Annotated in this window: 24 protein-coding genes, 1 pseudogene and 1 other annotated feature; of the genes and pseudogenes, 10 read left to right on the plus strand and 15 right to left on the minus strand. The window is 55.1% G+C overall.

The features are described from left to right. From GM30_RS28140 to smpB, 5 genes and pseudogenes are all read right to left on the minus strand, one after another. A partial coding sequence (locus tag GM30_RS28140) for an Ig-like domain-containing protein (protein WP_476690402.1) occupies positions 1-193 on the minus strand: 193 nt, incomplete at its 3' end. An 81-nt stretch (positions 194-274) separates the two neighbouring features. After that, positions 275-996: pseudogene (locus tag GM30_RS28145) on the minus strand (Ig-like domain-containing protein); the annotation flags it as partial. Between the two features lie 178 nt (positions 997-1,174). Continuing rightward, positions 1,175-4,138 carry an Ig-like domain-containing protein gene (locus GM30_RS01965; RefSeq protein WP_049847276.1) on the minus strand — a complete coding sequence of 988 codons (2,964 nt, stop codon included), beginning with the start codon at positions 4,136-4,138 and terminating at the stop codon, positions 1,175-1,177. Further along, positions 4,057-5,433: an Ig-like domain-containing protein gene (locus GM30_RS25910; protein ID WP_049847277.1), complete on the minus strand. Its 1,377-nt coding sequence runs from the start codon at positions 5,431-5,433 to the stop codon at positions 4,057-4,059. Before GM30_RS25910 ends, GM30_RS01965 begins: the two co-directional genes overlap by 82 nt. Positions 5,434-6,144: 711 nt before the next feature. Then, on the minus strand, positions 6,145-6,627 hold the full coding sequence (smpB, locus tag GM30_RS01975; protein ID WP_049847278.1) for an SsrA-binding protein SmpB: 483 nt from the start codon (positions 6,625-6,627) through the stop codon (positions 6,145-6,147). 152 nt (positions 6,628-6,779) lie between these two features. On the opposite strand from smpB, the gene GM30_RS01980 reads away from it, so the two are divergent. Together GM30_RS01980 and GM30_RS01985 are read left to right on the plus strand one after the other, a co-directional pair. Next, positions 6,780-7,217: a type II toxin-antitoxin system RatA family toxin gene (locus tag GM30_RS01980; protein WP_200906033.1), complete on the plus strand. Its 438-nt coding sequence runs from the start codon at positions 6,780-6,782 to the stop codon at positions 7,215-7,217. Continuing rightward, positions 7,207-7,497 (plus strand): RnfH family protein, encoded by a 291-nt coding sequence (locus GM30_RS01985; protein WP_049847280.1) that lies wholly within the window; start codon positions 7,207-7,209, stop codon positions 7,495-7,497. The genes GM30_RS01980 and GM30_RS01985 overlap by 11 nt, the downstream gene beginning before the upstream one ends. 67 nt (positions 7,498-7,564) lie before the next feature. Here GM30_RS01985 and bamE read toward each other — a convergent pair whose 3' ends face one another. From bamE to nadK, 3 genes are all read right to left on the minus strand, one after another. Then, positions 7,565-7,906 carry an outer membrane protein assembly factor BamE gene (gene bamE / locus GM30_RS01990; protein WP_038157321.1) on the minus strand — a complete coding sequence of 114 codons (342 nt, stop codon included), beginning with the start codon at positions 7,904-7,906 and terminating at the stop codon, positions 7,565-7,567. A 148-nt stretch (positions 7,907-8,054) separates the two neighbouring features. After that, a complete protein-coding gene (recN, locus tag GM30_RS01995; protein WP_049847281.1) occupies positions 8,055-9,695 on the minus strand; it encodes a DNA repair protein RecN in 1,641 nt (546 codons plus the stop codon). 85 nt (positions 9,696-9,780) lie between these two features. Further along, entirely contained in the window at positions 9,781-10,659 is an 879-nt protein-coding gene (gene nadK / locus GM30_RS02000; RefSeq protein ID WP_049847297.1) for an NAD(+) kinase, read from the minus strand. A gap of 121 nt (positions 10,660-10,780) precedes the next feature. Between nadK and grpE the strand changes: the two genes are divergently transcribed. Further along, the gene (gene grpE, locus GM30_RS02005) at positions 10,781-11,374 is read left to right on the plus strand and encodes a nucleotide exchange factor GrpE (RefSeq protein ID WP_049847282.1); all 594 of its coding nucleotides are present in this window, start codon (positions 10,781-10,783) and stop codon (positions 11,372-11,374) included. Positions 11,375-11,426: 52 nt separating this feature from the next. On the opposite strand, the gene GM30_RS02010 is transcribed toward grpE, so the two are convergent. Then, positions 11,427-12,713: an HlyC/CorC family transporter gene (locus GM30_RS02010; RefSeq protein WP_049847283.1), complete on the minus strand. Its 1,287-nt coding sequence runs from the start codon at positions 12,711-12,713 to the stop codon at positions 11,427-11,429. Positions 12,714-12,732: 19 nt separating this feature from the next. Further along, positions 12,733-13,524 (minus strand): cytochrome C assembly family protein, encoded by a 792-nt coding sequence (locus GM30_RS02015; protein WP_049847298.1) that lies wholly within the window; start codon positions 13,522-13,524, stop codon positions 12,733-12,735. 165 nt (positions 13,525-13,689) lie between these two features. On the opposite strand from GM30_RS02015, the gene ffh reads away from it, so the two are divergent. The 5 genes from ffh to rplS all read left to right on the plus strand — a co-directional run bounded on the left by ffh (position 13,690) and on the right by rplS (position 17,308). Beyond that, positions 13,690-15,051, plus strand: coding sequence for a signal recognition particle protein (gene ffh / locus GM30_RS02020; protein ID WP_049847284.1), 1,362 nt, complete (start codon positions 13,690-13,692; stop codon positions 15,049-15,051). 254 nt (positions 15,052-15,305) lie between these two features. Then, positions 15,306-15,554: a 30S ribosomal protein S16 gene (rpsP, locus tag GM30_RS02025; RefSeq protein WP_049847285.1), complete on the plus strand. Its 249-nt coding sequence runs from the start codon at positions 15,306-15,308 to the stop codon at positions 15,552-15,554. Positions 15,555-15,572: 18 nt separating this feature from the next. Beyond that, the gene (gene rimM, locus GM30_RS02030) at positions 15,573-16,121 is read left to right on the plus strand and encodes a ribosome maturation factor RimM (protein ID WP_049847286.1); all 549 of its coding nucleotides are present in this window, start codon (positions 15,573-15,575) and stop codon (positions 16,119-16,121) included. Between the two features lie 30 nt (positions 16,122-16,151). Then, the gene (trmD, locus tag GM30_RS02035) at positions 16,152-16,919 is read left to right on the plus strand and encodes a tRNA (guanosine(37)-N1)-methyltransferase TrmD (RefSeq protein WP_049847287.1); all 768 of its coding nucleotides are present in this window, start codon (positions 16,152-16,154) and stop codon (positions 16,917-16,919) included. 41 nt (positions 16,920-16,960) lie between these two features. Then, positions 16,961-17,308: a 50S ribosomal protein L19 gene (gene rplS, locus GM30_RS02040; RefSeq protein ID WP_002437770.1), complete on the plus strand. Its 348-nt coding sequence runs from the start codon at positions 16,961-16,963 to the stop codon at positions 17,306-17,308. A gap of 70 nt (positions 17,309-17,378) precedes the next feature. On the opposite strand, the gene GM30_RS02045 is transcribed toward rplS, so the two are convergent. The 3 genes from GM30_RS02045 to yfiR are packed head-to-tail and all read right to left on the minus strand — an operon-like array spanning position 17,379 to position 19,553. Further along, positions 17,379-17,825: an OmpA family protein gene (locus GM30_RS02045; protein ID WP_049847288.1), complete on the minus strand. Its 447-nt coding sequence runs from the start codon at positions 17,823-17,825 to the stop codon at positions 17,379-17,381. Positions 17,826-17,842: 17 nt separating this feature from the next. Beyond that, the gene (gene dgcN, locus GM30_RS02050; protein WP_049847289.1) at positions 17,843-19,063 is read right to left on the minus strand and encodes a diguanylate cyclase DgcN/YfiN; all 1,221 of its coding nucleotides are present in this window, start codon (positions 19,061-19,063) and stop codon (positions 17,843-17,845) included. After that, complete coding sequence (gene yfiR / locus GM30_RS02055; protein WP_080993365.1) at positions 19,056-19,553, minus strand: regulatory sequestration protein YfiR; 498 nt, start codon at positions 19,551-19,553, stop codon at positions 19,056-19,058. The genes dgcN and yfiR overlap by 8 nt, the downstream gene beginning before the upstream one ends. A gap of 378 nt (positions 19,554-19,931) precedes the next feature. Between yfiR and aroF the strand changes: the two genes are divergently transcribed. Next, the gene (aroF, locus tag GM30_RS02060) at positions 19,932-21,002 is read left to right on the plus strand and encodes a 3-deoxy-7-phosphoheptulonate synthase AroF (protein ID WP_049847291.1); all 1,071 of its coding nucleotides are present in this window, start codon (positions 19,932-19,934) and stop codon (positions 21,000-21,002) included. A gap of 10 nt (positions 21,003-21,012) precedes the next feature. Next, the gene (gene tyrA, locus GM30_RS02065; protein WP_049847292.1) at positions 21,013-22,134 is read left to right on the plus strand and encodes a bifunctional chorismate mutase/prephenate dehydrogenase; all 1,122 of its coding nucleotides are present in this window, start codon (positions 21,013-21,015) and stop codon (positions 22,132-22,134) included. Positions 22,135-22,189: 55 nt separating this feature from the next. Here the strand turns inward: tyrA and pheA are convergent, their stop codons facing one another. Together pheA and pheL are read right to left on the minus strand one after the other, a co-directional pair. Then, positions 22,190-23,350: a bifunctional chorismate mutase/prephenate dehydratase gene (gene pheA, locus GM30_RS02070; protein WP_049847293.1), complete on the minus strand. Its 1,161-nt coding sequence runs from the start codon at positions 23,348-23,350 to the stop codon at positions 22,190-22,192. Positions 23,351-23,372: 22 nt separating this feature from the next. Then, positions 23,373-23,498: a sequence feature (Phe leader region), on the minus strand. Next, a complete protein-coding gene (gene pheL, locus GM30_RS26675; protein ID WP_192901490.1) occupies positions 23,426-23,497 on the minus strand; it encodes a pheA operon leader peptide PheL in 72 nt (23 codons plus the stop codon). It overlaps the preceding feature by 72 nt. Positions 23,499-23,539: the final 41 nt, after the last annotated feature.

Raw genomic sequence — 23,539 nt, forward strand, 5'->3', positions numbered from 1 at the left:
GAGTGGTTGGCGTAAAGGTCCAGTTGCCGTTGCTATCGGCCTGCGTCTGTCCTGTCCGTACGCCGCCATCGAAAATCGTGACGGTGGCGTTGGCTTCTGCGGTGCCGTTCAGCGTTGGCGTAGTGTCGTTACTCGGCTGCATGCCGGTAATCGGACCGGTGACGTTGCCGGTGTCATCGACAATGCTGGTGATGACCGGCGCCGTCGGCGCGACGGTATCGACCCGAACCGTCCAGTCTGCCGACGTTCCGCTGGTGTTGCCTGCGCTATCGGTGGCGGTGAGGGTGAAATCATGCGGGCCGTTGGTCAGCGCGGTCGGCGGACGGAACGTCCACTGTCCGTTGCTGCTAACAGTAGTGGATCCGAGTGCCACGCCATCGCTGTAAACGGTGATGATCGATCCAATATCTCCCGTGCCGTTAAGCACCGGGCGGGTATCGTTCGTCGAACCGCCATCGACCACCGCGCCAGTGTTCGGCAGGGTGTTGTCCGTCACGCCCGTAATCGCCGGTACCGTTGGCGGCGTCACATCGACCACAATAGTGAATGCGCTGGACGGCGCACTGGTATTACCTGCTGCATCGGTTGCGGTGACGGTAAAGTTGTGACTGCCGCCCGCCAGCGGTGTGCCCGGGGTAAATGTCCAGTTGCCGTCCGGCTGTACGGTGACGGAACCCAGCACCGTGCTGCCATCGAGAAGGGTCAGCGTGGCGCCCGCTTCACCACGGCCGCTCAGCGTCGGCTGCGTGTCGTTGGTCAACTGGCCGTTTGTCAGCGGACCGGTGTTGCCAGGCTGGTCGTCCACCACCGTGGTAATGGTCGGCGCCACGGGCGCAGTGGTATCCACTACCAGCGTAAAGGTCGGCGAGGTGGCGCTGGTATTGCCCGCCGGATCGGTCACTTTGAGGCGGTGGTCGAACCGACCAGTGTGCCATTGTCGTAAATCTGCACCGTGGCGTTAGCATCGGTGGTGCCACTGAGCGTCGGGGTGTTATCGCGCGTCGGGTCGCCGGTCGCGAGCGTTACCGGGGTGGTGCCGGTATCGTCCGTGACGATGGGCAGCGCAGGCGCAACAGGCGCGTCCGTATCCACGCGAAAGTCAAAGCCGGTCGACGGCGCGCTGGTGTTGCCCGCTTTATCGGTCGTCACCAGCGTGATGCTGTGCGGCCCGTCGTCAAGATCGGTGGTCGGCGTGAAGGTCCAGTTGCCGCCAGGGCCGACCACGACCGAGCCNGTTGGTGGTGCCGCCGCTGGTGATTGCCCCAGTGACCGGCAACCGATCGTCAATCACCGCGCCCAGCGCTGGCGTGGCCGGGGCTGTGGTATCGACAGTAATAGTAAAGTCCGGGGTCGAACCACTGCCGGTCTGGCTGACGGAGAAGCGGTGTTCGCCTTCGCCCAGCGGGGTGGTAAGCGGGTATTCCCAGTTGCCGTTGCCGTCAGCGGTGACCGTCGTTAACACGCTGCCATCCAGCAAAATGGTGACAACGGCGTTTGCCGCCGCCATACCGCTGAGCGTGGGCAGCGTGTCGTTGGTGCTGTCACCGCTGGTGAGCGCCCCGGAAACCGGGTCGACATCGTCAGCGATCACCAGCGTCGGTGGCAGAACGGCTCCGGGATCGTTGGCTGCGGTGAAACCGGTCGGCGGGCTCTGATTTCCTGCCGGATCCTGGGCGATCGCGTTCAATGATTCACCGCTTACCTGCGCCGGTGAAATCGTCACGTTGTAATTGCCGCTACCATCCGCTACCCCGGTGCCGAGCACGGTTCCGGCGCTGTCAGTGATGATCACGGTGCTGCCTGCGTCGGCGGTTCCGCTCACCCGCGTACCGTTGGGATCGATCGTATCCACCGTCGGTGAGGGCGGTGGGGTGGTGTCTATGATCAGCGTGATCGGGTTTGACGGCGGCAGCGTATTCCCGGCGCTGTCCTGCGCGCCAAAGCTGAAAGTATGCGTTCTGTCATCCAGTACCGGACTGGTCCAGGTCCAGCTGCCGTCCAGGTTGACGGTGACGCTGTCGACAGGCGTGGTGGTGTCTGTGTCATAAATCAATACCGTGCTGCCCGGCGTGCCGGTGCCGTTAAAGGTGAGTGTGTTGTCGTTGGTTGACGCGCCGTTCGCTAACGGGCCAGTCACTGGCGCTTCGTCATCCACTACCTCGATAAGCGTCGGGGCGGTAAGCGGTACGGTATTAATGGTCAACGTAAAGCCGCCTGAGACGGTGCTGGTATTCCCGGCCGTGTCGTGGGCCACGGCGGTCAACGTCCAGGTGCCATCCGGCAGTGGGGTGGTAGGGGTGATTGTCCAGGTACCATTGGTGACCGTCGCTTCGCCAATCGCCGTAGTGCCGTTGTACAGCGTCACAATGCTGCCGTTTTCGCCGGTGCCGCTAATGGTTGGCGTGGCGTCGTCGGTGGTATCGCCGCTGGCAAGCAGACCCATGTCCGCTCCCACGTTGTCGTTAACGTCAGTGATGGCGGGGGCGACAGGCACCGTCGTGTCGATGGTAAAGACGATAGGATCTGACGACACGCTGGTGTTGCCTGCCGGATCGGTCTCTTTCACCGTCAGCGTATAGCTGGCTTCAGGCAACGCCGGAGAAGGAGTAAAGCTCCAGTTGCCGTTGCTGTCGACCTGTGTTGAGCCGATCGCGGTGTTACCGTTAAAAATCGTAATCAGGTTTCCGGCATCGCCGGTGCCGCTGAAGGTCGGCGTGGTGTCGTTCGTGAAACCGTTGTTGCCCACCGGACCGACGCCGGGCGCCGCATTGTCATTCACCATCGGGATAGCCGGTTTGTCCGGCGCGGTCAGATCGACTACCACGGTGTAACTGCCGGAAATATCCCCCGTGTTGCCTGCCGGATCGGTCGCGGTCGCCGTCAGGATGTTAGTACCTTCCGGCAAGTCGTCAGGCGGCTGGAAGCTCCAGTGTCCATCGCTGCCGACGGTGGTGCTGCCAATCTCGCTGCCGTTGTTATAGATCGTGATAACGGAATCAATTTCACCCTCGCCCGAGAGCGTCGGTTTTGTATCGTTGGTTGCGCCGCCGCTGTCCAACGACACGCCATTACCGCCGACCACAATGGTGGCTGAGTCGATGAGCGGCGCGTCCGGTGCGGTGCCGTCGACGATTAAAGTGAAGGACGCATCGCCGCTTTCGTTGCCTGACGGATCTGTCGCGGTGGCGGTCAGCGTATGCGAGCCGTCACCCAGTGGTGTCGAGGGTGTAAAAGTCCATGCTCCGTTACCGTCCACTACGGCGGTGCCGATGGGCTGGTCGTTATCGTAGACGGTGATGATGGAGCCCGTGACGCCGGTGCCGTTCAGCTGTGGCTGGGTTTCATCCGTGAGTTGTGCGTTATTCAGCGTGGTGCCTGCATCGTCTTTCACCGTTTCAATGGCGGGCGTTGCCGGTGCGCTGGTATCGATGTTCACCGTGAACACGGCCGACGGCGCGGTGGTGTTGCCATTGCTGTCGCTGGCGGTGACGGTGAACTGATGCTCGCCATCGCCCAGCGGTGAGGTGACCTGATAGCTCCACGCACCTGAGGTACCGACGGTGAGGCTGGTGAGCAGCGTCTCGCCGTCATACAGTTTCACCACGGAGCCCGGCTCGCCGGATCCCCCGATCATCGGGGTGTTGTCGTTGGTCAGACCGTTATGAGCGACGGTGCCGAGTACCCCTGGCATATCATCGGTGACGGTGATGATAGCGGGCATCTGTGGTGGGGTGGTATCGATCACGACCACGAAAGCGCCCGACGGCGGACTGGTGTTACCGCTGGCATCCGTCGCGGTAACCGTCAGTGAATGCGACCCCTGTCCCAAACTGGAGGTCGGCGTAAAGCTCCAGTTGCCCTGTGCGTCCGCTGTGGTCTGCCCCAGCAGCATGTTATTGTCGTAAACCTTGATCACCGCGTTGGCTTCTGCGGTACCCGCCAGTGTTGGTGTGGCGTCATTGGTTGTCTGCCCGTTTTGCAGCGGACCAAGCCCGTCCGAAACGTTATCGGTGACGGTAAATCCGGACGGCGTGCCGGGGGCGAAGGTGTCGACAATCAGCGTAAAACCGTCTGTCGGATCGCTTTCGCCGAGCGGGTTGCTGGCCGTGATCGTGATGTCATGGCTTTCCTCCCCCACNTGGTGTCGTCGGTAGTCTGATTATCCGTCAACGCACCGGTAACGTTGCCCACATTGTCCTGCACGCTGGCGAGGACCGGCGCGGTGGGCGCCGTGGTGAAGACGTAGAAAGTGTCGCCGTTGGTGATCGGGCTGGTGTTGCCCGCCTTATCCGTCTGTGAGACGCCAAACTGGTGAGTTCCCTCGGCCACCGGCGTACCCGGTGTGAAGCTCCAGTTCCCCTGGCTGTCGACGGTGACGCGGGCGATTGGCTGACCGTTGTCATAGATCGTGACGGTATTGCCAGCTTCTCCGGTGCCGGAAAGGGTTGGGGTGGTATCGTCGGTGATGTCGTTGGCGGCAATCGCACCGGTGTCGGAGCCCATGTCGTCCGTCAGCGCGGTGATGGTGGGGGCATCCGGCTCGATGGTATCCACGTTCAGCGTAAAGCTGCCGGACGGCTGACTTTCCCCTTTCACGTTTGTCGCTACGACCGTGAAAGCGTGGCTGCCGTCGCTCAGCGGCGTTGAGGGCGTAAAGTTCCAGTTGCCGTCCGCGCCTGCTCTGGCGGTGCCAATCTCCGTGCCATTATCGTAAATGTGAACGGTGGAGAAGGCGGTGGCGGTGCCATACAGGGTCGGGCTTGTGTCGTTGGTAAATTGATTTTGCGTTAACTGCCCCACTTGCGAAGGGGCATCATCCAGCGCACCGTCAATTCCCGATGTTTGCGGGAATGGAATGACCGGCGCGTTGACGTTGGCGGATGGGCCGTCGTTGCCCGCATCGTCAGTCGCCGTGGCGGTCAGTTGTTCACCATCAACATGCGGTCTACTCAGTTCGATGGTAAACGTGCCGTCGTTGTCTGCCGTGCCGCTGCCTACCACTGTTCCGTCAGTGTTTTTAATTATTACTTTACTGCCGGGTTCCGCGTTGCCGGTCACCGTCATCCCATCACTGGAGACGCTCATGTTAGTCGGTGCGGCGGGGGGGGGGGGGGGGGTGGTNNTATTGAGATCGTCAATGTGTTCAAAATGGAGTGCGGCATCGGGGTCCTGTACCCACCATAGTGCGCCCTGGCTGTCTTCCAGCACGAGCTGGCTGCCTCCCAGCTCTGACGACGTGAAGAAATTCCTGATGGTAATCGTCTCGCCAGAATGCAGGGTGATAATCATGTCCTGATTTGAACGGACAATACTGGCGATATCCGTACGTTCAAGCTGAAGTTTAACGATCGAAGACGAATTGAGGGTAATGACAGAGGATTCAACTTGCTGAGAGACGCCGGTTACTTTAGAGATAATGGATACTGGACGCATCGTTATCACTCCAATCTGATGAACGCGGTGGTTCTGTTATTGCTGTGTTTTAATGGGCAAATATGCACATAAAACAACGCGCGCGATTCTCACTTCGGGAAGCAAATAGCAATAAGAGAGCGGCCACCCTGGACAAGGCGGTTTTGCTTTTTTGCTGAAAGATTTATGTGACAAATATTAAAGGTTATATCTGTTTCAGAGGCATAAATTTTTCTTTTAATATTGGTGGTTAAAAATGATATAGCCAGTAAATATTGAAAGCGCAAATGAAGCTGAAATTAAATTAGATGTATGATGAGTTAAGCGGCACTGAAACCAGAAGGGGATTCGCGCCTCGTCAATAAGGACTATTCTTATTGCTTATAATAATGTTTAAGTAACTTATTGTTTTGTAAGGTGGTGATTTAGCGATGGGTGACGAGATGAATTAATAGCAACCCTGCGCGATTCTGGTATATCCCTGTATTTTACGCGTGTTTATTGTTGTGATATCGATCGAAATAAATAAGCAATGGTGGAAAATTATAAAGAAAAAGACCGGGTGCAGGCGAACAACAATGAAATGTTAAAAGCATAATCCGCTGTCAAATATATCGTATATTTCATAATGGCGAGTTACTCGATTCAGGAGACTTGAATTGGTGAGTATAAATTTAACTTAGGGTGAGCTGGCTATCTCTCAAAAAGAGATAGCCATAAATAATAGCGTTTTTAACGACCCGCATTTTTCATGATACGGGCTTTATCAACCTGCCATTCACGTTCTTTCACATCTGAACGTTTATCATGTTGTTTTTTCCCTTTAGCGACGCCGATTTTGACTTTGCACCAGGCATTTTTCCAGTACAGCGACAGCGCCACCACGGTAAAACCCTCACGGTTAACGCGGCCGTAGAGCGTATCCAGTTCACGCTGATTCAGCAGCAGCTTGCGGGTACGGGTCGGGTCGCAGACATAATGGCTGGACGCCACCGCCAGCGGCGTGAAGTTGGCACCAAACAGGTAAGCTTCACCGTCTCTGAGGAGTACATAGCTGTCGCCGATGTTGGCTTTGCCAGCGCGCAGTGATTTCACTTCCCAGCCTTGCAGTGCGAGGCCTGCTTCGAATTCATCTTCGATAAAGTATTCGTGACGGGCGCGTTTATTCAGCGCAATGGTGGCTGATCCAGGTTTGTGGGTTTTCTTCTTGGTCATAATATCCTGAAGTCATCGCTATTCTGATACAGATTTACCCCGATCTTTCCTGCGAGGTGTGATGCGCTATCTTAGCACGAGTTAAGGCTGAACGTGTTTTTAACAAGGGATAAATGCTACAATTTGGCCGGTGTTTGATCATGGAAAATGCTATGCCTCAGATTAGCCGGACTGCGCTGGTGCCTTACAGCGCGGAACAAATGTATCAGCTTGTGAATGATGTGAAATCCTATCCTGCGTTCTTACCGGGTTGCACCGGAAGTCGCGTGCTGGAATCGGGCCCGACGCAGATGACTGCGGCGGTGGACGTCTCGAAGGCCGGGATCAGCAAAACATTTACAACACGAAATACGCTGACCAACAATCAAAGCATTTTAATGCACCTTGTCGACGGCCCGTTCAAGTCGTTGATGGGAGGCTGGAAGTTCACGCCGTTAAGCCAGGAAGCCTGCAAAATCGAGTTTCATCTCGATTTTGAGTTCACTAATAAGCTGATTGAGCTGGCGTTTGGCCGCATCTTTAAAGAGCTGGCGGCTAATATGGTGCAGGCCTTCACCGTCCGTGCAAAAGAGGTTTACAGTGCCGGATAAGATAACGGTTGAAGTCGCCTACGCGTTGCCGGAAAAACAGTATCTTCAGCGTGTAACGCTGAGCGAGGGCGCGACCGTAGAGCAAGCGATTATCGCCAGTGGGCTGCTAGAACTGCGCACCGACATCGATCTCAGTAAAAACAAGACCGGCATCTTCAGCCGCCCGGTAAAGCTGCATGACGTGGTGCATGACGGTGACAGGGTGGAAATCTACCGTCCTCTGATTGCCGATCCGAAAGAGTTGCGCCGCCAGCGAGCGGAAAAATCGGCCGGTAAGTAAATCGACTGAACAGGTTTGTCAGGCACAAAAAAAGCGCTCACTGAGCGCTTTTTGCATTTCTGCGTACTTACTGACTGGTCAGGGCAGGTTTGTTATCAATGTTCGTTAACACGCCTGCGCTGCTGAAGGTCAGGGTCAGCGTCTGCTGGGTCGGATTTTCATGGCCCGGCTGCTGGCGGAACACGTAGAACCAGGTGTTGGTGCCGAACGGATCGGACATCATCGGTGTGCCCAGCGCATAAGCAACCTGCTGTTGCGTCATGCCGACACGAATTTTTGATACGTCGTTAGGTGCCAGATAGTTACCCTGGTTGATGTCAGGACGGTAAACCACTCGCTCCAGAGTGGAACAGCCTGCGGTCATCATCAGAAGAACCGCTGCGGCAGCAGTCAGCATTTTACAGCGCATAGTGATTTGATTCCTTTTCGGGCCCGAGCGGCGCGCGGCTCATATGTAATATGCCGATGATAATAGACCTTTCATCAGTTTAAAACCTCTGCTGACAGGTCTGACGGCGTTTTTATTGTGAACTCAGACTCTGAGAAGCAAAAAAAGTTTACGCTGCCAGCAACTCTTTCGCATTTGCCAGGGTGTTGCGTGTGACCTCGCTGCCGCCGAGCAGACGCGCCAGTTCCTGCAAACGCGCACGTTTATCGAGCGGCAACATGTGCGTTTCGGTCATTTCGCCGTCGGTTTCTTTGCTGACGTAGAAGTGATGATGTCCGCAACCTGCCACCTGCGGCAGATGGGTCACACACATCACCTGGGTGGATTCCCCCAACTGGCGCAGCAGTTTGCCGACCACGGCGGCGGTCGGGCCGCTGATCCCCACGTCCACTTCATCGAAAATCAGCGCCGGGGTTTCCATTTTACGGGCGGTAATCACCTGAATCGCCAGCGCGATACGCGACAGTTCACCACCGGACGCTACTTTTGCAATCGGCTGTAACGGCTGCCCCGGGTTAGTGGTGACGCGGAATTCGATGCGATCGGCGCCCTCTGCGGTGAGATGTTTGTCATCAAATTCGACGTCAATGGTGAACAGACCGTGTGGCATTGACAGTGAGTGCATGCTTTCGGTGATCAGTTGCGCCAGTTCCTGCGCGCTGTTGTGACGCAGCGTATGCAGCTGTTTTGCGGCTTCCAGCGCCTGCTGGTGGTGCTGGGCGACGGCGCGGCTCAGCGTTTCTTGTGAATCCGCCTGATCGTCAAGCTGCTGCTGTTCATCCAGCAGGGACTGATGGAATGCGGGCAGCTCTTCCGGGCTGATATTGTGTTTACGCGCCAGTGAGATCTGGCGTGAAATGCGCTGTTCAAGCTCGAACAGACGGTTCGGGTCGAGATCCAGTCGATCACAGTAATGGCGCAGTTCGTCACTGGCTTCGCTGAGCTGAATGGACGCCTCTTCCAGCATGTCCAGCAGACCAGAGAGTTTTCCGTCCATGCCGACCAGTTCGTTCACCAACTGCTTTGCGGCGTATAGCTGGCTGTTCAGGTTCACTTCTTCGCCATCGGCCAGGATCGCCAGCGCATGTTGGCTGGTGGTCAGCAACTGGCCGCTGTTCGCNNTCTGCTCGAACTCGCCAGGCTGCGGGTTAAATTCGTTGAGCTCTTTCAACTGGTATTGCAGCAGTTCAGCACGGGCGAGACGTTCCTGGCTCTGCTGTTGATGCTGTGCCAGATCGCGGCAGCTCTGGTGCCACTGGTGATAGCGATCGCTCATGTGCTGCGTGAGGGTGATTTCCCCGGCGTAGCCATCAAGCAGCGCTTTCTGGTGCTCCGGTTTGACGAGTAACTGATGGGCATGCTGGCCGTGAATCTGAATCAGAAACTGGCCCAGCTCGCGCAACTGTGACAGGGGAACGGCGGTACCATTAATGAAGCCGCGCGAACGCCCGTCGGCGCTGATGACGCGGCGAAGTAAACACTCACGTCCGTCGTCCAGCTGATTCTCTTCGAGCCAGCGCAGCGCGGCAGGGGTGTCTTTCAGGGAAAATCGAGCACAGAGATCGGCACGACTGGCACCAGCGCGGACCATATCCGCGTCGGCACGCCCACCCAGGCATAACCCCAGGGCATCAATAGCAATGGATTTACCTGCACCGGTCTCGCCGGTGATTGCCGTCATACCGCTATGAAAATCGATTTCAAGCTCACGCACGATGGCGAAATTACTGATGGTCAGTTGTGCCAGCATTGTTGTTTTCCTGTATGAAAAACCATAACTGTGTTTTCATACAGTATAAACAGGTTTTTTATACAGTAAAGCCCATTGTTCGAAATCAGAACAATTTTTTTGACCAGCCCAGTTTGGTGCTTAATGTGTTGAAATAGCTGTAATCTTTCGGGTGGATCAGGTTGAGGTGATAGTCGCAACGGCGGATCAGCACATCTTCGCCTTCCTGAATCGGCAGGGCGATCTGGCTGTCGCAGCTGATTTCGAGGTCGCTGCGACGGTGAGAAAAGCGCAGGCGAATGGTGCTGCTGCTGTTGATCACCAGCGGACGCGCTGACAGCGTGTGCGGGAACATCGGCACCAGCGTGATGGCGTCAAGCTGCGGTGTCAGGATGGGGCCGCCCGCAGAAAGCGAGTAGGCGGTGGAGCCGGTGGGCGTTGAAATGATCAGCCCGTCGGAGCGCTGTGAGAAGGCAAAGGTTTCATCGATATACACTTCGAATTCAATCATGTGCGCGACTTTGCCAGGGTGGAGCACCACTTCGTTGATGGCTGTGCTGATGCGCTTCTGACAGTCCTGCTGGCACACCTGTGCTTCCAGCAAAAAACGTTTTTCAGCGATGTAGTGGCCTTCAAGCACATCGGCAAGCTGCTGATGCGCGTTGTCAGGGTCGAGATCGGTCAGAAAACCGAGGTTGCCGCGGTTAATGCCGATCACTTTGATGTCGTAACGCGCGAGCGTACGGGCCGCGCCCAGCATGTTGCCGTCACCGCCAACCACCACCGCCAGATCGGCCTGTTGGCCAATTTCCGCCAGCGTACCGGTTTGTACATCTTTCAGTTGCAGTTCGCGAGCGATCTGCTGCTCGATGATGACGTCATACCCTTTAGTACTGAGCCAGCGGTACAGCATTTCATGTGTCGTCAACGCGGTAGGGTGACGCGGATGTCCTACAATCCCAATACACTTGAAATGATTGTTCATTTTCTCGAGTCCTTGTACCAAATGTATGATGACAATGTGTCTGCTTCCCTTGAATCCCGGAAACTGATCCCCATAATAAGCGATGTTAGCGAGACGAATACGAAAAAACGCGGAGAAATTCATGAGTAGTAAAGAACAGAAAACGCCTGACGGGCAAGCCCCGGAAGAAATTATCAAGGAACAGCACGATGAGGTTGAGGCTGTAGAGCCTGAAGTCGCTGCTGAGCAGGTGGATCCGCGCGATGAACAAATTGCGAATCTGGAAGCTCAGCTCGCTGAGGCTCAGACTCGTGAACGTGACGCGCTGCTGCGTGCCAAAGCTGAGATGGAAAACCTGCGTCGTCGTACCGAACTGGACGTTGAAAAGGCGCATAAGTTTGCGCTGGAAAAATTCGTCAACGAGCTGCTGCCGGTTATCGACAGCCTCGATCGCGCGCTGGAAGTGGCCGACAGGGCTAACCCGGATCTGTCCGCGATGGTGGAAGGTATTGAGCTGACGCTGAAATCAATGCTGGATGTGGTACGCAAATTTGGCGTGGACGTCATCGCGGAAACCAACGTACCGCTGGATCCTAACGTGCATCAGGCGATTGCGATGGTGGAATCTGACGACGTGACGCCGGGCAATGTGCTTGGTGTGATGCAGAAAGGTTACACCCTCAATGGTCGCACGATCCGTGCGGCGATGGTGACTGTCGCGAAGGCGAAAGCCTAATTCGCTGCCGTAGTGCCGGGTAGCGGCGTCGCCTTACCCGGCACTACAACGTTTATTCCGCCACGCTCTCCCGAATCGGTTTCACCGGCACCACTTTCACCTGCTTAATCATATTGTCCTGGACATCGAGAATATCGATATCGTACTGGTGAATGCGCACGCGGGTGCCGATCGCCGGGATCTCCTCCAGCGCTTCCAGAATCATACCGTTAATGGTGCGGGCTTCGTCTTCCGGCATATGCCAGTTGAATGCTTTGTTGAGTTCGCGCACGTTGGCGCTGCCGTCGATAATCACCGAGCCGTCATTCTGCGGCGTCACCTCTTCCGCCAGCGACGGCGACATCGAAGTGGTGAAATCACCGACGATCTCTTCCAGAATATCCTCAACCGTGACCAGTCCCTGAATATCACCATATTCATCAACGACCAGCCCCACTTTCTTTTTATTACGCTGAAACTTTACCAGTTGCGTGCTGAGCGGCGTGCCTTCCGGCACATAGTAGATTTCATCTGCCGCGCGGAGCATCACCTCTTTGGTGAACTCCTTTTTTTCGGTCATCAGCCGGTACGCTTCGCGCACGCGCAGCATACTGATGGCGTCATCCAGCGAGTCGCGGTAGAGCACGATACGCCCGTGAGGAGAGTGGGTGAGCTGGCGAACGATGGATTTCCAGTCATCGTTAATATCAATGCCGACGATGTCATTGCGCGGCACCATGATGTCGTTGACGCTGACCTTTTCCAGATCCAGCACCGACAGTAGCATGTCCTGATTACGTCGGGAGATTTGCGAGCGTGATTCATTGACGATAGTGCGCAACTCGTCTTTGCTGAGCGCACCGCTGATCACCGTATCAGCTTTGATCCCCATCAGACGCATCAGCATGCGGGTAATGGTGTTCAGCAGCCAGACCAGCGGCATCATGAGTACCTGCAGCGGCGCCAGCAGGAAGCTGCTCGGGAACGCGACCTTTTCCGGGTACAGCGCGGCGATGGTTTTCGGCAGCACCTCAGCGAACACCAGCACCACAAACGTTAATACCCCGGTGGCGATCGCCACGCCCGCATCGCCATACAGGCGCATACCGACGATAGTGCCGAGCGCCGAGGCCAGAATGTTGACCAGGTTATTGCCAATCAGCACCAGGCTGATGAGGCGGTCTGGCTTGCGCAGCAGCTTTTCGACGCGCTTAGCCGGGCGGTTGCCCTGCTTGGCCAGATGACGCAGACGATAACGGTTCAGCGTCATCATCCCGGTTTCAGAACCGGAGAAATAGGCGGAAATGACCACCATGATGATCAACGTGACGATCAGCGCAGTGGTTGAGATGTGTTCCAAATCGGAATTCCTTTATCGCTTAACCCGCGAATTGTTGGATAACACGGCTGCCAAAATAGGCCAGCGTCAGCAATCCGGCGCCCGCTACGTTAAACCAGACGACGCGACGACCGCGCCAGCCTTCATGATAGTGGCCCCACAACAATACGATATAGACAAACCATGCGATGATGGAAAGAACAGCCTTATCGAGATTTTCAAGGCTGAAGAGATTTTGCATATAAAACAGGCCGGTACAGAGCGTGAGCGTCAACAGCACAACGCCGACCTGGGTGATGTGAAACATTTTTCGCTCGATGCTCATCAGCGGCGGCATATCGTTACTGAAGGCCAGTTTTTTGTTTTTCAGTTGATAGTCGATCCAGGCGAGCTGCAGGGCATACAGCGCGGCGATGATAAGCGTCGCATAAGCGAACAGCGACAGGCCGATGTGGATCATCATGCCCGGCGTGGCTTCAAGGTGCGTGATGAACTCATTCGGCATAAACGTGGCGAGCGCCAGGTTGATCAGCGCAAAGGCGTAAACAATCGGCAGTAGCAACCAGCCGCGGTTGCGCGAGGCGACGATGGTCATGACGGCGCAAATCAGCAGGCTTACCAGCGATCCTACGTTCAGAATGCTCAGATTTTGCCCGCTTTCGCCACCGGGGAAAATGCGTGCCTGCAGGGCAAAGGCGTGGCAGATAAGCGCGATCACGGCGGAAATAATCGCCATGCGTCGCCAGCCGCTGTTTTTTTGCAGCAACCCAGGAACGATCAACGCGAGGCTGACAGAGTAAGCGACCAGAGCTAACAGGGCAAAAACAGGCATATAGGTGTCAACGGTTTGCTGGATAAGAAAGAGAATCAGTATACCGTCAGGAGACGTCCGCTCCAACCGTTGCATCACATCTCAGGTTGTGTCGTGTTATACTGCGGCAAATTTCTGGCTTTTGTCGCAGTAGCGACTGAACGTTTCCACCTCAGGCGAGAGACAATGTTTGATAATTTAACCGATCGTTTGTCGCGTACGCTGCGTAATATCAGCGGTCGCGGACGCCTTACTGAAGACAATATCAAAGAGACCCTGCGCGAAGTGCGCATGGCGCTGCTGGAAGCTGACGTTGCGCTGCCGGTAGTGCGTGATTTTATCAATCGCGTGAAAGAAAAAGCGGTGGGTCACGAGGTCAACAAAAGCCTGACGCCGGGGCAGGAGTTCGTCAAAATTGTGCGTGACGAACTGGTTGCGGCGATGGGCGAGGAAAACCAGAGCCTGAACCTGGCGGCGCAGCCACCGGCCGTGGTGCTGATGGCGGGTCTGCAAGGGGCCGGTAAAACGACCAGCGTCGCAAAACTGGGTAAATTCCTCCACGAGAAGCATAAAAAGAAAGTGCTGGTGGTTTCCGCTGACGTCTATCGCCCGGCGGCGATCAAACAGCTGGAAACTCTGGCGCAGCAGGTCAGCGTCGATTTCTTCCCCTCTGACGTTGGGCAAAAACCGGTTGATATCGTCAATGCGGCGCTGAAAGAAGCGAAGCTCAAATTCTATGACGTGCTGCTGGTGGATACTGCCGGTCGTCTGCATGTCGACGAAGCGATGATGGACGAGATCAAACAGGTCCATGCGTCGATCAACCCGGTAGAAACACTGTTTGTGGTTGACGCCATGACCGGTCAGGATGCGGCGAATACCGCGAAAGCGTTCAACGAAGCGCTGCCGCTGACTGGCGTCGTGCTGACCAAAGTCGACGGCGATGCCCGTGGCGGTGCGGCGTTGTCGATTCGTCACATTACCGGTAAGCCGATCAAATTCCTCGGCGTCGGTGAGAAAAACGAAGCGCTGGAGCCGTTCCATCCGGATCGTATCGCCTCCCGTATCCTCGGCATGGGCGACGTGCTGTCGCTGATCGAAGATATCGAAAGCAAAGTCGACCGCGCGCAAGCTGAGAAACTGGCCAGTAAGCTGAAAAAAGGCGACGGCTTTGATCTGACCGATTTCCTTGAACAACTGCGTCAGATGAAAAACATGGGCGGTATGGCGAGCCTGATGGGCAAACTGCCCGGCATGGGGCAAATCCCGGACAACGTCAAAGCGCAGATGGATGACAAAGTGCTGGTGCGTATGGAGGCGATTATTAACTCCATGACGATGAAAGAGCGCGCCAAACCGGAAATCATCAAAGGCTCCCGCAAACGCCGTATTGCTGCCGGTTGCGGTATGCAGGTGCAGGACGTTAACCGCCTTTTGAAACAATTCGACGACATGCAGCGCATGATGAAGAAAATGAAGAAGGGCGGGATGGCAAAAATGATGCGCAATATGAAAGGGATGATGCCGCCCGGCTTCCCTGGAAGATAATATCGGGCTACCTTATTTGCCATTTTGACGCCGGGGTGTGCTCGCCATCCTCACGTACTGCGTGTACGCTCCGGTGGCTGCGCGCACGCCGACGCCAAACTGGCTGCAACGGCAACGCCCTGGATCCGCGCAGCAAAGCTGCATATCCTGATTGCAATTTTCCCAAAAATCAGTAAAATTTTCGGGCTTTTAATATGACACCGGGCTCCGTTCCTCGATGGGGCCCGGTTGTTTTATTCACACAAGAGGATGTTATGGTAACTATTCGTTTAGCACGTCACGGCGCTAAAAAGCGTCCGTTCTACCAGGTTGTTGTCACCGACAGCCGTAACGCACGCAACGGCCGCTTCATCGAGCGCGTTGGTTTCTTCAACCCGATCGCCGCTGGCTCGGAAGAAGAAACTCGTCTGGATCTGGATCGTATCGCTCACTGGGTTGGCCAGGGCGCGACCGTTTCCGATCGCGTTGCTGCGCTGATCAAAGCCGCTAACAAAGCAGCTTAATCTGTCACGGTGGTCATGATGAGCAAGCAACTCACCGCACAAGCACCCGTCGAACCGATCGTATTGGGGAAAATGGGGTCTTCATACGGTATTCGTGGTTGGCTCAGAGTGTTTTCCTCCACCGAAGACGCCGAAAGCATTTTTGACTATCAGCCCTGGTTTATCCAGAAGGCGGGTCAGTGGCAAGAAGTCGAGCTGGAAAGCTGGCGTCACCACAATCAGGATATCGTCATTAAGCTGAAAGGCATTGACGATCGCGATGCCGCGAATCTGCTGACCAATTGTGAAATTGTCGTGGATTCCTCGCAGTTGCCTCCGCTGGAAGAGGGTGACTACTACTGGAAAGACCTGATGGGCTGCCAGGTAGTGACCACCGAAGGCTACGACCTCGGTAAAGTCGTCGATATGATGGAAACCGGGTCGAATGACGTTCTCGTCATTAAGGCAAACCTGAAAGATGCGTTTGGTATCAAGGAGCGGTTGGTTCCGTTCCTCGATGGGCAGGTTATCAAGAAAGTCGATCTCACTACTCAAACGATTGAAGTAGATTGGGATCCTGGTTTTTAAACCTCCGGATTACCGGTAAAAGACGGCGCTATGTGGATTGGCATAATCAGCCTGTTTCCTGAAATGTTCCGCGCGATTACCGACTACGGGGTAACTGGCCGGGCAGTAAAAAATGGCCTGCTGAGCATCCAGAGCTGGAGTCCTCGTGACTTCACGCACGACCGGCACCGTACCGTGGACGATCGTCCTTACGGCGGCGGACCGGGGATGTTAATGATGGTGCAACCCTTACGGGACGCCATTCATGCAGCAAAAGCCGCGGCAGGTGAAGGCGCGAAGGTGATTTATCTGTCACCTCAGGGACGCAAGCTTGATCAAGCAGGCGTCAGCGAACTGGCCACGAATCAAAAGCTGATTCTGGTCTGTGGGCGCTACGAAGGGATAGATGAGCGCGTAATTCAAACCGAGATTGACGAAGAATGGTCTATCGGCGATTACGTTCTCAGCGGTGGTGAGTTACCAGCAATGACGCTGATTGACTCGGTGTCCCGGTTCATACCGGGGGTACTGGGGCATGAAGCTTCAGCAACGGAAGATTCCTTTGCTGATGGATTACTGGACTGTCCACACTATACTCGTCCTGAAGTGTTAGAAAGCATGGAGGTCCCGGCAGTGTTACTGTCAGGCAACCACGCTGAGATTCGTCGCTGGCGTTTGAAACAGTCGCTGGGCCGTACCTGGCTTAGAAGACCTGAACTTCTGGAAAACCTGGCTCTGACTGAAGAGCAAGCAAAGTTGCTGGCGGAGTTCAAAACGGAACACGCACAACAGCAACATAAACATGATGGGTTGGCATAACGCCCCCAAATATCAGTTTACCCAGGATAAGAGATTAAATTATGAGCAACATTATTAAGCAAATTGAACAAGAGCAGATGAAGCAGGACGTACCTTCCTTCCGTCCGGGTGATACCGTGGAAGTGAAAGTATGGGTTGTTGAAGGTTCCAAAAAACGTCTGCAGGCATTCGAGGGCGTGGTTATCGCTATTCGTAACCGCGGTCTGCACTCTGCATTCACTGTTCGTAAGATTTCCAACGGCGAAGGCGTTGAGCGTGTCTTCCAGACTCACTCTCCGGTTGTTGACAGCATTGCTGTTAAACGTCGTGGTGCCGTTCGTAAAGCTAAACTGTACTACCTGCGTGAGCGTACTGGTAAAGCGGCTCGTATCAAAGAGCGCCTTAACTAAGATTCGCTCAGGCGACATCCTGTTTAAAAAGGGCTGGCCGAAAGGCTGGCCCTTTTTTTATCTATGAAAGTTATGGCTCGCTGATGACGATAGCGACGCGGCGGTTTTCAGCACGGCCTTGTGCGGTGGCGTTGTTGCCAATCGGGAACTGTTTACCGAGTCCGCGGGTGGTCAGATTGCTGCGGGGAATGTGCGCACCTCCAGCCCACGCGTCGGCCACGATGTTGGCTCGCTTGAGGGAGAGCGCTTCGTTGTAACTGTCTTCGCCGTAATTATCGGTGTGACCGTCCATGCGCGCATGGGTGATGCCGGTGGCGGCGAGGCGTGACGCCATGCCTTCGATCTGCTGTTTGCTGCTGTCGTTCAGTTTATAATCGTTTTTGCCGAACAAAATTTTATCGGAAAGCCCGAGTGACCAGTCGCCGTTGAGTTCGTTAAAGCCATACGATTTCATGGCGGGGCNACCTGTCAGAACCAGTGTTGCCAGCAAAGCCGGTGCGAGGTAACGACCGAGCATATTCCTTTCCTCATTTCTTATGATGACGTCTTAGCACGTTGATTTTTCATTAAATACATATTCCGATCCGCCAGCTCCTGCAGGCTTTCAACCGAGGCGTGCTCCCACGTCAGCGCATAGCCGACGCTCAGCGAGAACGGGGTGTACAGCCCGTTGCGGAGATCAAACGGGCGAACGAAATGCTGTGACAGCGCGGCGCAAATGCGTTGCACTTCGTTTTCACTGTGAACGCCATACAGGATCATCGCGAACTCATCGCCACCCAGGCGGTAGGGGATATGGCGTTTGCCGCCAAAATCGCTCAGCCGTTTCGCCACTTCCATCAGTACACAATCGCCTGCGGCATGTCCCCAGGTATCATTAATAAATTTGAAGTTATCACCGTCGAGAAACAGCAGGGCGGAACTGGTTTTGGCGTGGCTGTCATTCATCAGCGCAGCGATGCTGCTGCGAAACGACGCGCGGTTCGCCAGCCCGGTGAGCGGGTCATGCAGTGCGGTGCGCAGCAACTGAGCGTTTTTGGCCTGCAGTTTCAACTGCCACTCCTCCATTTCATCGAGCAGACTGTTAAAGTCCTGGGCAAAATGGTGGAACTCTTCTATCGGCTCTTCAGGCACCCGCCGGGAAAAATTGCGGTTGGTACGCACGTCATGCACGACATCGGTGATGTTTTGCAGTGCCGTTACCACATCGGAATGCAAATGACGAGTGACCAGCAGCGCCACCACCGAAGCCAGCAAAATACAGGCGGTGAGGACCGCCAGCGACATCCAGATAAAATGGCTAATCAGGCTTGCGCGAGCGGTTAAATGAATGACGCCGATCATCTGACCGTTATGCCACACCGGTTGCGACACCGGCACAGGGAACAGCCAGCGGTTGACCAGGCTGTTCAGCGTGTCCCGTTTTTCGCCAGGAAGATAAGACCAGTAAGCAAAGCGCCGGGAATTGCGATCCGTCACGTCAGCAACGGCGAATTGCCCCTGTTTGCCGAGTGCTTTGAGCGTCTCGGTGGCGGCGGTGCTGTCGCCGAATACCAGCGCGGCTTCAAGGCTGTGGCTCATGGTGGCGCCGGTCAGTTCGAGGTTCTTTTGCGCATACTGTTTCAGCGTCACAACGGACGCGATGCACAGCAGCAGCCAGACCAGCATCATTGTAATCACGACGCTAATCACGCTGATCCGCCGCAACGTGCGTTTAAACGTCGGGCGTTGAAGAGGGGTAATATCCTTATTCATGCTCTTTAGTCCGTGCAAGCATTAATACATCAGGATTCACCCTGACGCCGCTGCGGGTTAGCACGTCAAGGTTTACAGAGAATTTCACCGTTGTTGAATGAAATATCAGGCAAAAGGCGCTGCCAGCGACGCATTCAGGGTTTTGTTCGGCAATAGTGAGTATCGCCCGGGGTTGAATTTTCCCCACGATGGCCATTTGCTGTGACGGTGATTCACTGCCGAAATAAAGCGCGTTGCAGCGGGCGGTCAGTGCTTCCCGGTCATTTTTTACGACGACAGGCTGATAGGGTAGCGGCTCTGCGATGCCATCGCTTAATATCTGCGTAAAGCGGGATGAGGAAAAAATACACAAGCGTGGCGGTCCGTTAAGATCCGGCCAGCGTGTATAACTGACAATACCAGACACAATGGCGCGCACTGAGCGATCGGCGGCAGGCGTTGTGGCTGCAGAAAGCGGGTTACCTGCAAAAATCAGCGTCAGTACCAACATCAGCTGGCAAAAGATTTTCCATCGCGGGTTGCTCACCAAAAACCGCCGTACAGCCTGAAATAAAACATTAGTAAATGTATGTTTAAGAATATCACTATTAACTCAGGCAGTCATTACGTCCTGTAATTGATTATTCGACCTTAAGTTAAACCTTAATCGGATTAGCGAAGCGGAAAGCGCGATAGCTGGTTAATTTAACTGCCACAGCTTTTACGGTGAGCAAAAAGGGGGTAACTGATCTGTGTAAATTAATAATTACAGATCATGCCGCGAGAAAATGGCTTAAAATTGGCTTGTGTAAAGTAATCGTTACGGTTTGTGGCTTTTTTTTTTTTTTTTTTTTTTTTTNNTCGCAAACGAGCAAACAGGATCGCCATCATGCAAAAAGACGCGCTGAACAACGTACATATTTCTGACGAACAGATACTGATCACTCCAGAACAGTTAAAAATCGAATTTCCGCTGAATGCTGAACAGGAAGCGCAGGTCGAACACTCCCGCCAGATCATTTCTGACATCATTGCCGGTCGCGATCCGCGCCTGCTGGTGGTATGTGGTCCATGCTCAATTCACGATCCGGAAACTGCGATTGAATACGCTCGTCGATTTAAAGCCCTTGCCGCAGAGGTCAGCGATAGCCTCTATCTGGTGATGCGCGTCTATTTTGAAAAACCCCGTACCACCGTTGGCTGGAAGGGGCTAATTAACGATCCGCACATGGATGGCTCGTTTGATGTTGAGTCCGGTCTGAAAATTGCGCGTCGTCTGCTGCTTGAACTGGTGAATATGGGGCTGCCGCTGGCGACCGAAGCACTGGATCCGAACAGCCCGCAATACCTTGGCGATCTCTTTAGCTGGTCAGCGATTGGCGCGCGGACTACCGAATCACAGACTCACCGCGAAATGGCGTCCGGTCTTTCGATGCCGGTTGGTTTCAAAAACGGTACTGACGGTAGTCTGGCGACGGCGATCAACGCCATGCGTGCCGCCGCGATGCCGCACCGCTTTGTCGGGATCAACCAGGCCGGGCAGGTTTGTCTGCTGCAAACGCAGGGTAATCCGGATGGTCACGTGATCCTGCGCGGCGGTAAAGCGCCGAACTACAGCCCGGCTGATGTCGCCCAGTGTGAAAAAGAGATGCAACAGGCAGGACTCAAACCCGCGCTGATGGTAGATTGCAGCCACGGTAACTCGAATAAAGATTACCGTCGTCAGCCTGCCGTGGCCGAGTCGGTTGTGGCGCAGATCAAAGACGGAAACCGTTCTATCATTGGTCTGATGATTGAAAGCAATATCCATGAAGGCAATCAGTCGTCCGAACAGCCGCGCAGTGAGATGAAATACGGCGTGTCAGTTACGGATGCCTGCATCAGCTGGGAATCAACGGACGCGCTGCTGCGTGAAATTGATAAAGATCTGCGTGGCCAGTTGAAGGCGCGTCTGGGGTAAGAGGAACGTTATGGTTGCTGAACTGACCGCGCTGCGCGATCAAATCGATGAAGTGGATAAGGCGCTGCTGGGGCTGCTGGCACGCCGCCTTGAACTGGTCGCGGAAGTCGGCGAGGTAAAAAACAAATACGGTCTGCCGATTTATGTGCCCGAGCGCGAAGCGTCAATGCTGGCATCGCGCCGTGCTGAGGCGGAAACGCTCGGCGTACCGCCAGATCTTATCGAAGATGTCCTGCGCCGGGTGATGCGTGAGTCTTACTCCAGTGAGAACGACAAAGGCTTCAAAACGCTGCATCCGGATCTGCGTCCGGTGGTGATTGTCGGCGGCGGCGGGCAGATGGGGCGCCTGTTTGAGAAAATGCTGACGCTGTCTGGCTATCAGGTCAGGATCCTGGAAAAAGAAGACTGGGCGAGGGCGGAAGAGATCGTTTCTGACGCTGGCATGGTGATCGTCAGTGTGCCTATTCACGTGACGGAGCACATCATCGCGAAGCTACCGGCGCTACCTGCGGACTGTATTCTTGTCGATCTGGCATCGGTGAAAGCGGGGCCGTTGCAGGCGATGCTCACCGCCCATAACGGACCGGTTCTGGGGCTGCACCCGATGTTTGGCCCGGACAGCGGAAGCCTGGCGAAACAGGTGGTGGTGTACTGTGACGGTCGCCAGCCTGAGGCCTATCAGTGGTTCCTGGAACAGATCCAGGTCTGGGGCGCGAGGCTGCATCGCATCAGCGCCGTTGAGCATGATCAGAATATGGCGTTCATTCAGGCGCTGCGCCACTTTGCGACGTTCGCCTACGGCCTGCATCTGGCAGAAGAGAACGTGCAGCTTGAACAGCTTCTGGCGCTCTCGTCACCTATCTATCGCCTTGAGCTGGCAATGGTCGGGCGCCTGTTTGCTCAGGATCCACAGCTTTACGCCGATATCATTATGTCGTCGCAAAGCAACCTGCGGTTAATCAAGCGCTACTATCAGCGGTTTGGCGAAGCCATTGGTTTGCTGGAGCAGGGCGATAAACAGGCGTTTATCGACAGCTTCCGTAAAGTGGAGCACTGGTTCGGCGATTATGCGATTCGCTTCCAGAACGAAAGCCGCGGCCTGTTGCGTCAGGCGAACGATAGCCGGCAGTAGGTTTCTGAACAAAGAAAAAGCCAGTGGGGAAACCCGCTGGCTTTTTTGTTTCAGCTTACTCAGGCGAAACTGGCACCACGTTTTCGCTCGGGTAGCAGCCAAGCACTTTCATCGAACGGGTAATTTTAGCCAACTCTTTCAGCGCTTTTTGCATTGCTTCTGACTCGAGATTGGCCTGAATATCAAGGTAGAACATCTCTTCCCACGGATTGCCGTAGATCGGACGCGATTCCAGTTTGGTCATGATCAGATTGTGGTTACGCAGGACCAGCAACGCTTCGACCAGCGCACCGGCCTGTTGACCGGTAGCGAAAAGCAGGGTCGATTTCGCCGGCACCTGACTGGAAACATCGATCGCTTTTCGTGCCAGCACCAGAAAGCGGGTGATATTCTGCGTCTGGTTAGCCAGGTTGCGCTCCAGAACCTGCAGGCCATACAGCACGCCACCGGCTTCGCTGCCGAGAGCGGCTACGTGAGGTGAGTTGGCCTGCGCCACTTTTTCCATTGCGGCGGAGGTGCTCTCGGTGTACTCAATTTTCCAGTGCGGATAACGGTTCAGGAACTGGCTGCACTGCTGGAACGGCTGCGGGTGGCTGTACACCGTTTCAATGCGATCGAGATCGGTCGAGCCGGAAACCAGCACACAGTGATCGATAGGGATCGTCAGTTCGCCGACAATCGACAGGCTGGTGTGCTGCAGCAGGTCGTAGACATCGTTAATCGCGCCGGAGCTGGTGTTTTCAATCGGCACCACGGCGTAATCGGCCTGTCCGGTTTCGACCTGGTTAAAAATATCGGCAAATTTAGTACAACCGCTTTCAATAAATTCTTCGAAATGGCGAGCCGCATACTGGCGCGCTGCAAGATGGGAATAGGTGCCTTTCGGCCCGAGAAAGGCGATGCGTGCCGAGTGCGGGTTGATTTTATTGAGTTGCTGCTGGAGCAGGGCTTGCTGAGTCAGGACGGAGTCTTCAATGATCAGCTGGAAAAGACGGGTGATGTAATGCGCATCGAGATGATGGGCTTTTCCCAGCGCGATCAGCCGCTCCAGCAAATCACGCTCGCGATCGATATCGCGCACGGCACGATGAGACGCCAGCTTCGCTTTACCCACCTCCACGGCCAGCCCACGGCGTTCGGCCAGCAAAGTCAGTAACTTTTCATCCAGCGCGCTGATTCTGTCGCGCAAAGCCAGTAACGGATTTTCCGATGTCATAGAGTCGCCTTAGTCGTTAGCAATAAAAAAGGCCTCCCGTTTGGGAGGCCTTATTGTTCGTCTTCGCATTCTTTCTTATACGACGAAACGCCTCCCGGTCACGGGGAAGGTAAAAAAGAATGCGAAGAAGAACGGTGTACGCTGCATGTTAATTCCTTATGTCTGCTCAGATAACAGTACCCGGACTGT

The sequence above is a fragment of the Trabulsiella odontotermitis genome (assembly GCF_001188485.1).
GTDB classification, from domain to species: Bacteria; Pseudomonadota; Gammaproteobacteria; order Enterobacterales; family Enterobacteriaceae; genus Trabulsiella; species Trabulsiella odontotermitis_A.

Bases quoted from the DNA above. Each gene is read 5' to 3' on its own strand.
- GM30_RS02015 (WP_049847298.1), bottom strand. From the start codon at position 13,524: ATGCCTGTTTTTGCCCTGTTAGCTCTGGTCGCTTACTCTGTCAGCCTC.
- nadK (WP_049847297.1), bottom strand. From the start codon at position 10,659: ATGAACAATCATTTCAAGTGTATTGGGATTGTAGGACATCCGCGTCAC.
- grpE (WP_049847282.1), top strand. From the start codon at position 10,781: ATGAGTAGTAAAGAACAGAAAACGCCTGACGGGCAAGCCCCGGAAGAA.
- ffh (WP_049847284.1), top strand. From the start codon at position 13,690: ATGTTTGATAATTTAACCGATCGTTTGTCGCGTACGCTGCGTAATATC.
- aroF (WP_049847291.1), top strand. From the start codon at position 19,932: ATGCAAAAAGACGCGCTGAACAACGTACATATTTCTGACGAACAGATA.
- rimM (WP_049847286.1), top strand. From the start codon at position 15,573: ATGAGCAAGCAACTCACCGCACAAGCACCCGTCGAACCGATCGTATTG.
- tyrA (WP_049847292.1), top strand. From the start codon at position 21,013: ATGGTTGCTGAACTGACCGCGCTGCGCGATCAAATCGATGAAGTGGAT.
- trmD (WP_049847287.1), top strand. From the start codon at position 16,152: ATGTGGATTGGCATAATCAGCCTGTTTCCTGAAATGTTCCGCGCGATT.
- rplS (WP_002437770.1), top strand. From the start codon at position 16,961: ATGAGCAACATTATTAAGCAAATTGAACAAGAGCAGATGAAGCAGGAC.
- pheA (WP_049847293.1), bottom strand. From the start codon at position 23,350: ATGACATCGGAAAATCCGTTACTGGCTTTGCGCGACAGAATCAGCGCG.
- smpB (WP_049847278.1), bottom strand. From the start codon at position 6,627: ATGACCAAGAAGAAAACCCACAAACCTGGATCAGCCACCATTGCGCTG.
- yfiR (WP_080993365.1), bottom strand. From the start codon at position 19,553: ATGTTGGTACTGACGCTGATTTTTGCAGGTAACCCGCTTTCTGCAGCC.
- dgcN (WP_049847289.1), bottom strand. From the start codon at position 19,063: ATGAATAAGGATATTACCCCTCTTCAACGCCCGACGTTTAAACGCACG.
- bamE (WP_038157321.1), bottom strand. From the start codon at position 7,906: ATGCGCTGTAAAATGCTGACTGCTGCCGCAGCGGTTCTTCTGATGATG.
- GM30_RS01980 (WP_200906033.1), top strand. From the start codon at position 6,780: ATGCCTCAGATTAGCCGGACTGCGCTGGTGCCTTACAGCGCGGAACAA.
- rpsP (WP_049847285.1), top strand. From the start codon at position 15,306: ATGGTAACTATTCGTTTAGCACGTCACGGCGCTAAAAAGCGTCCGTTC.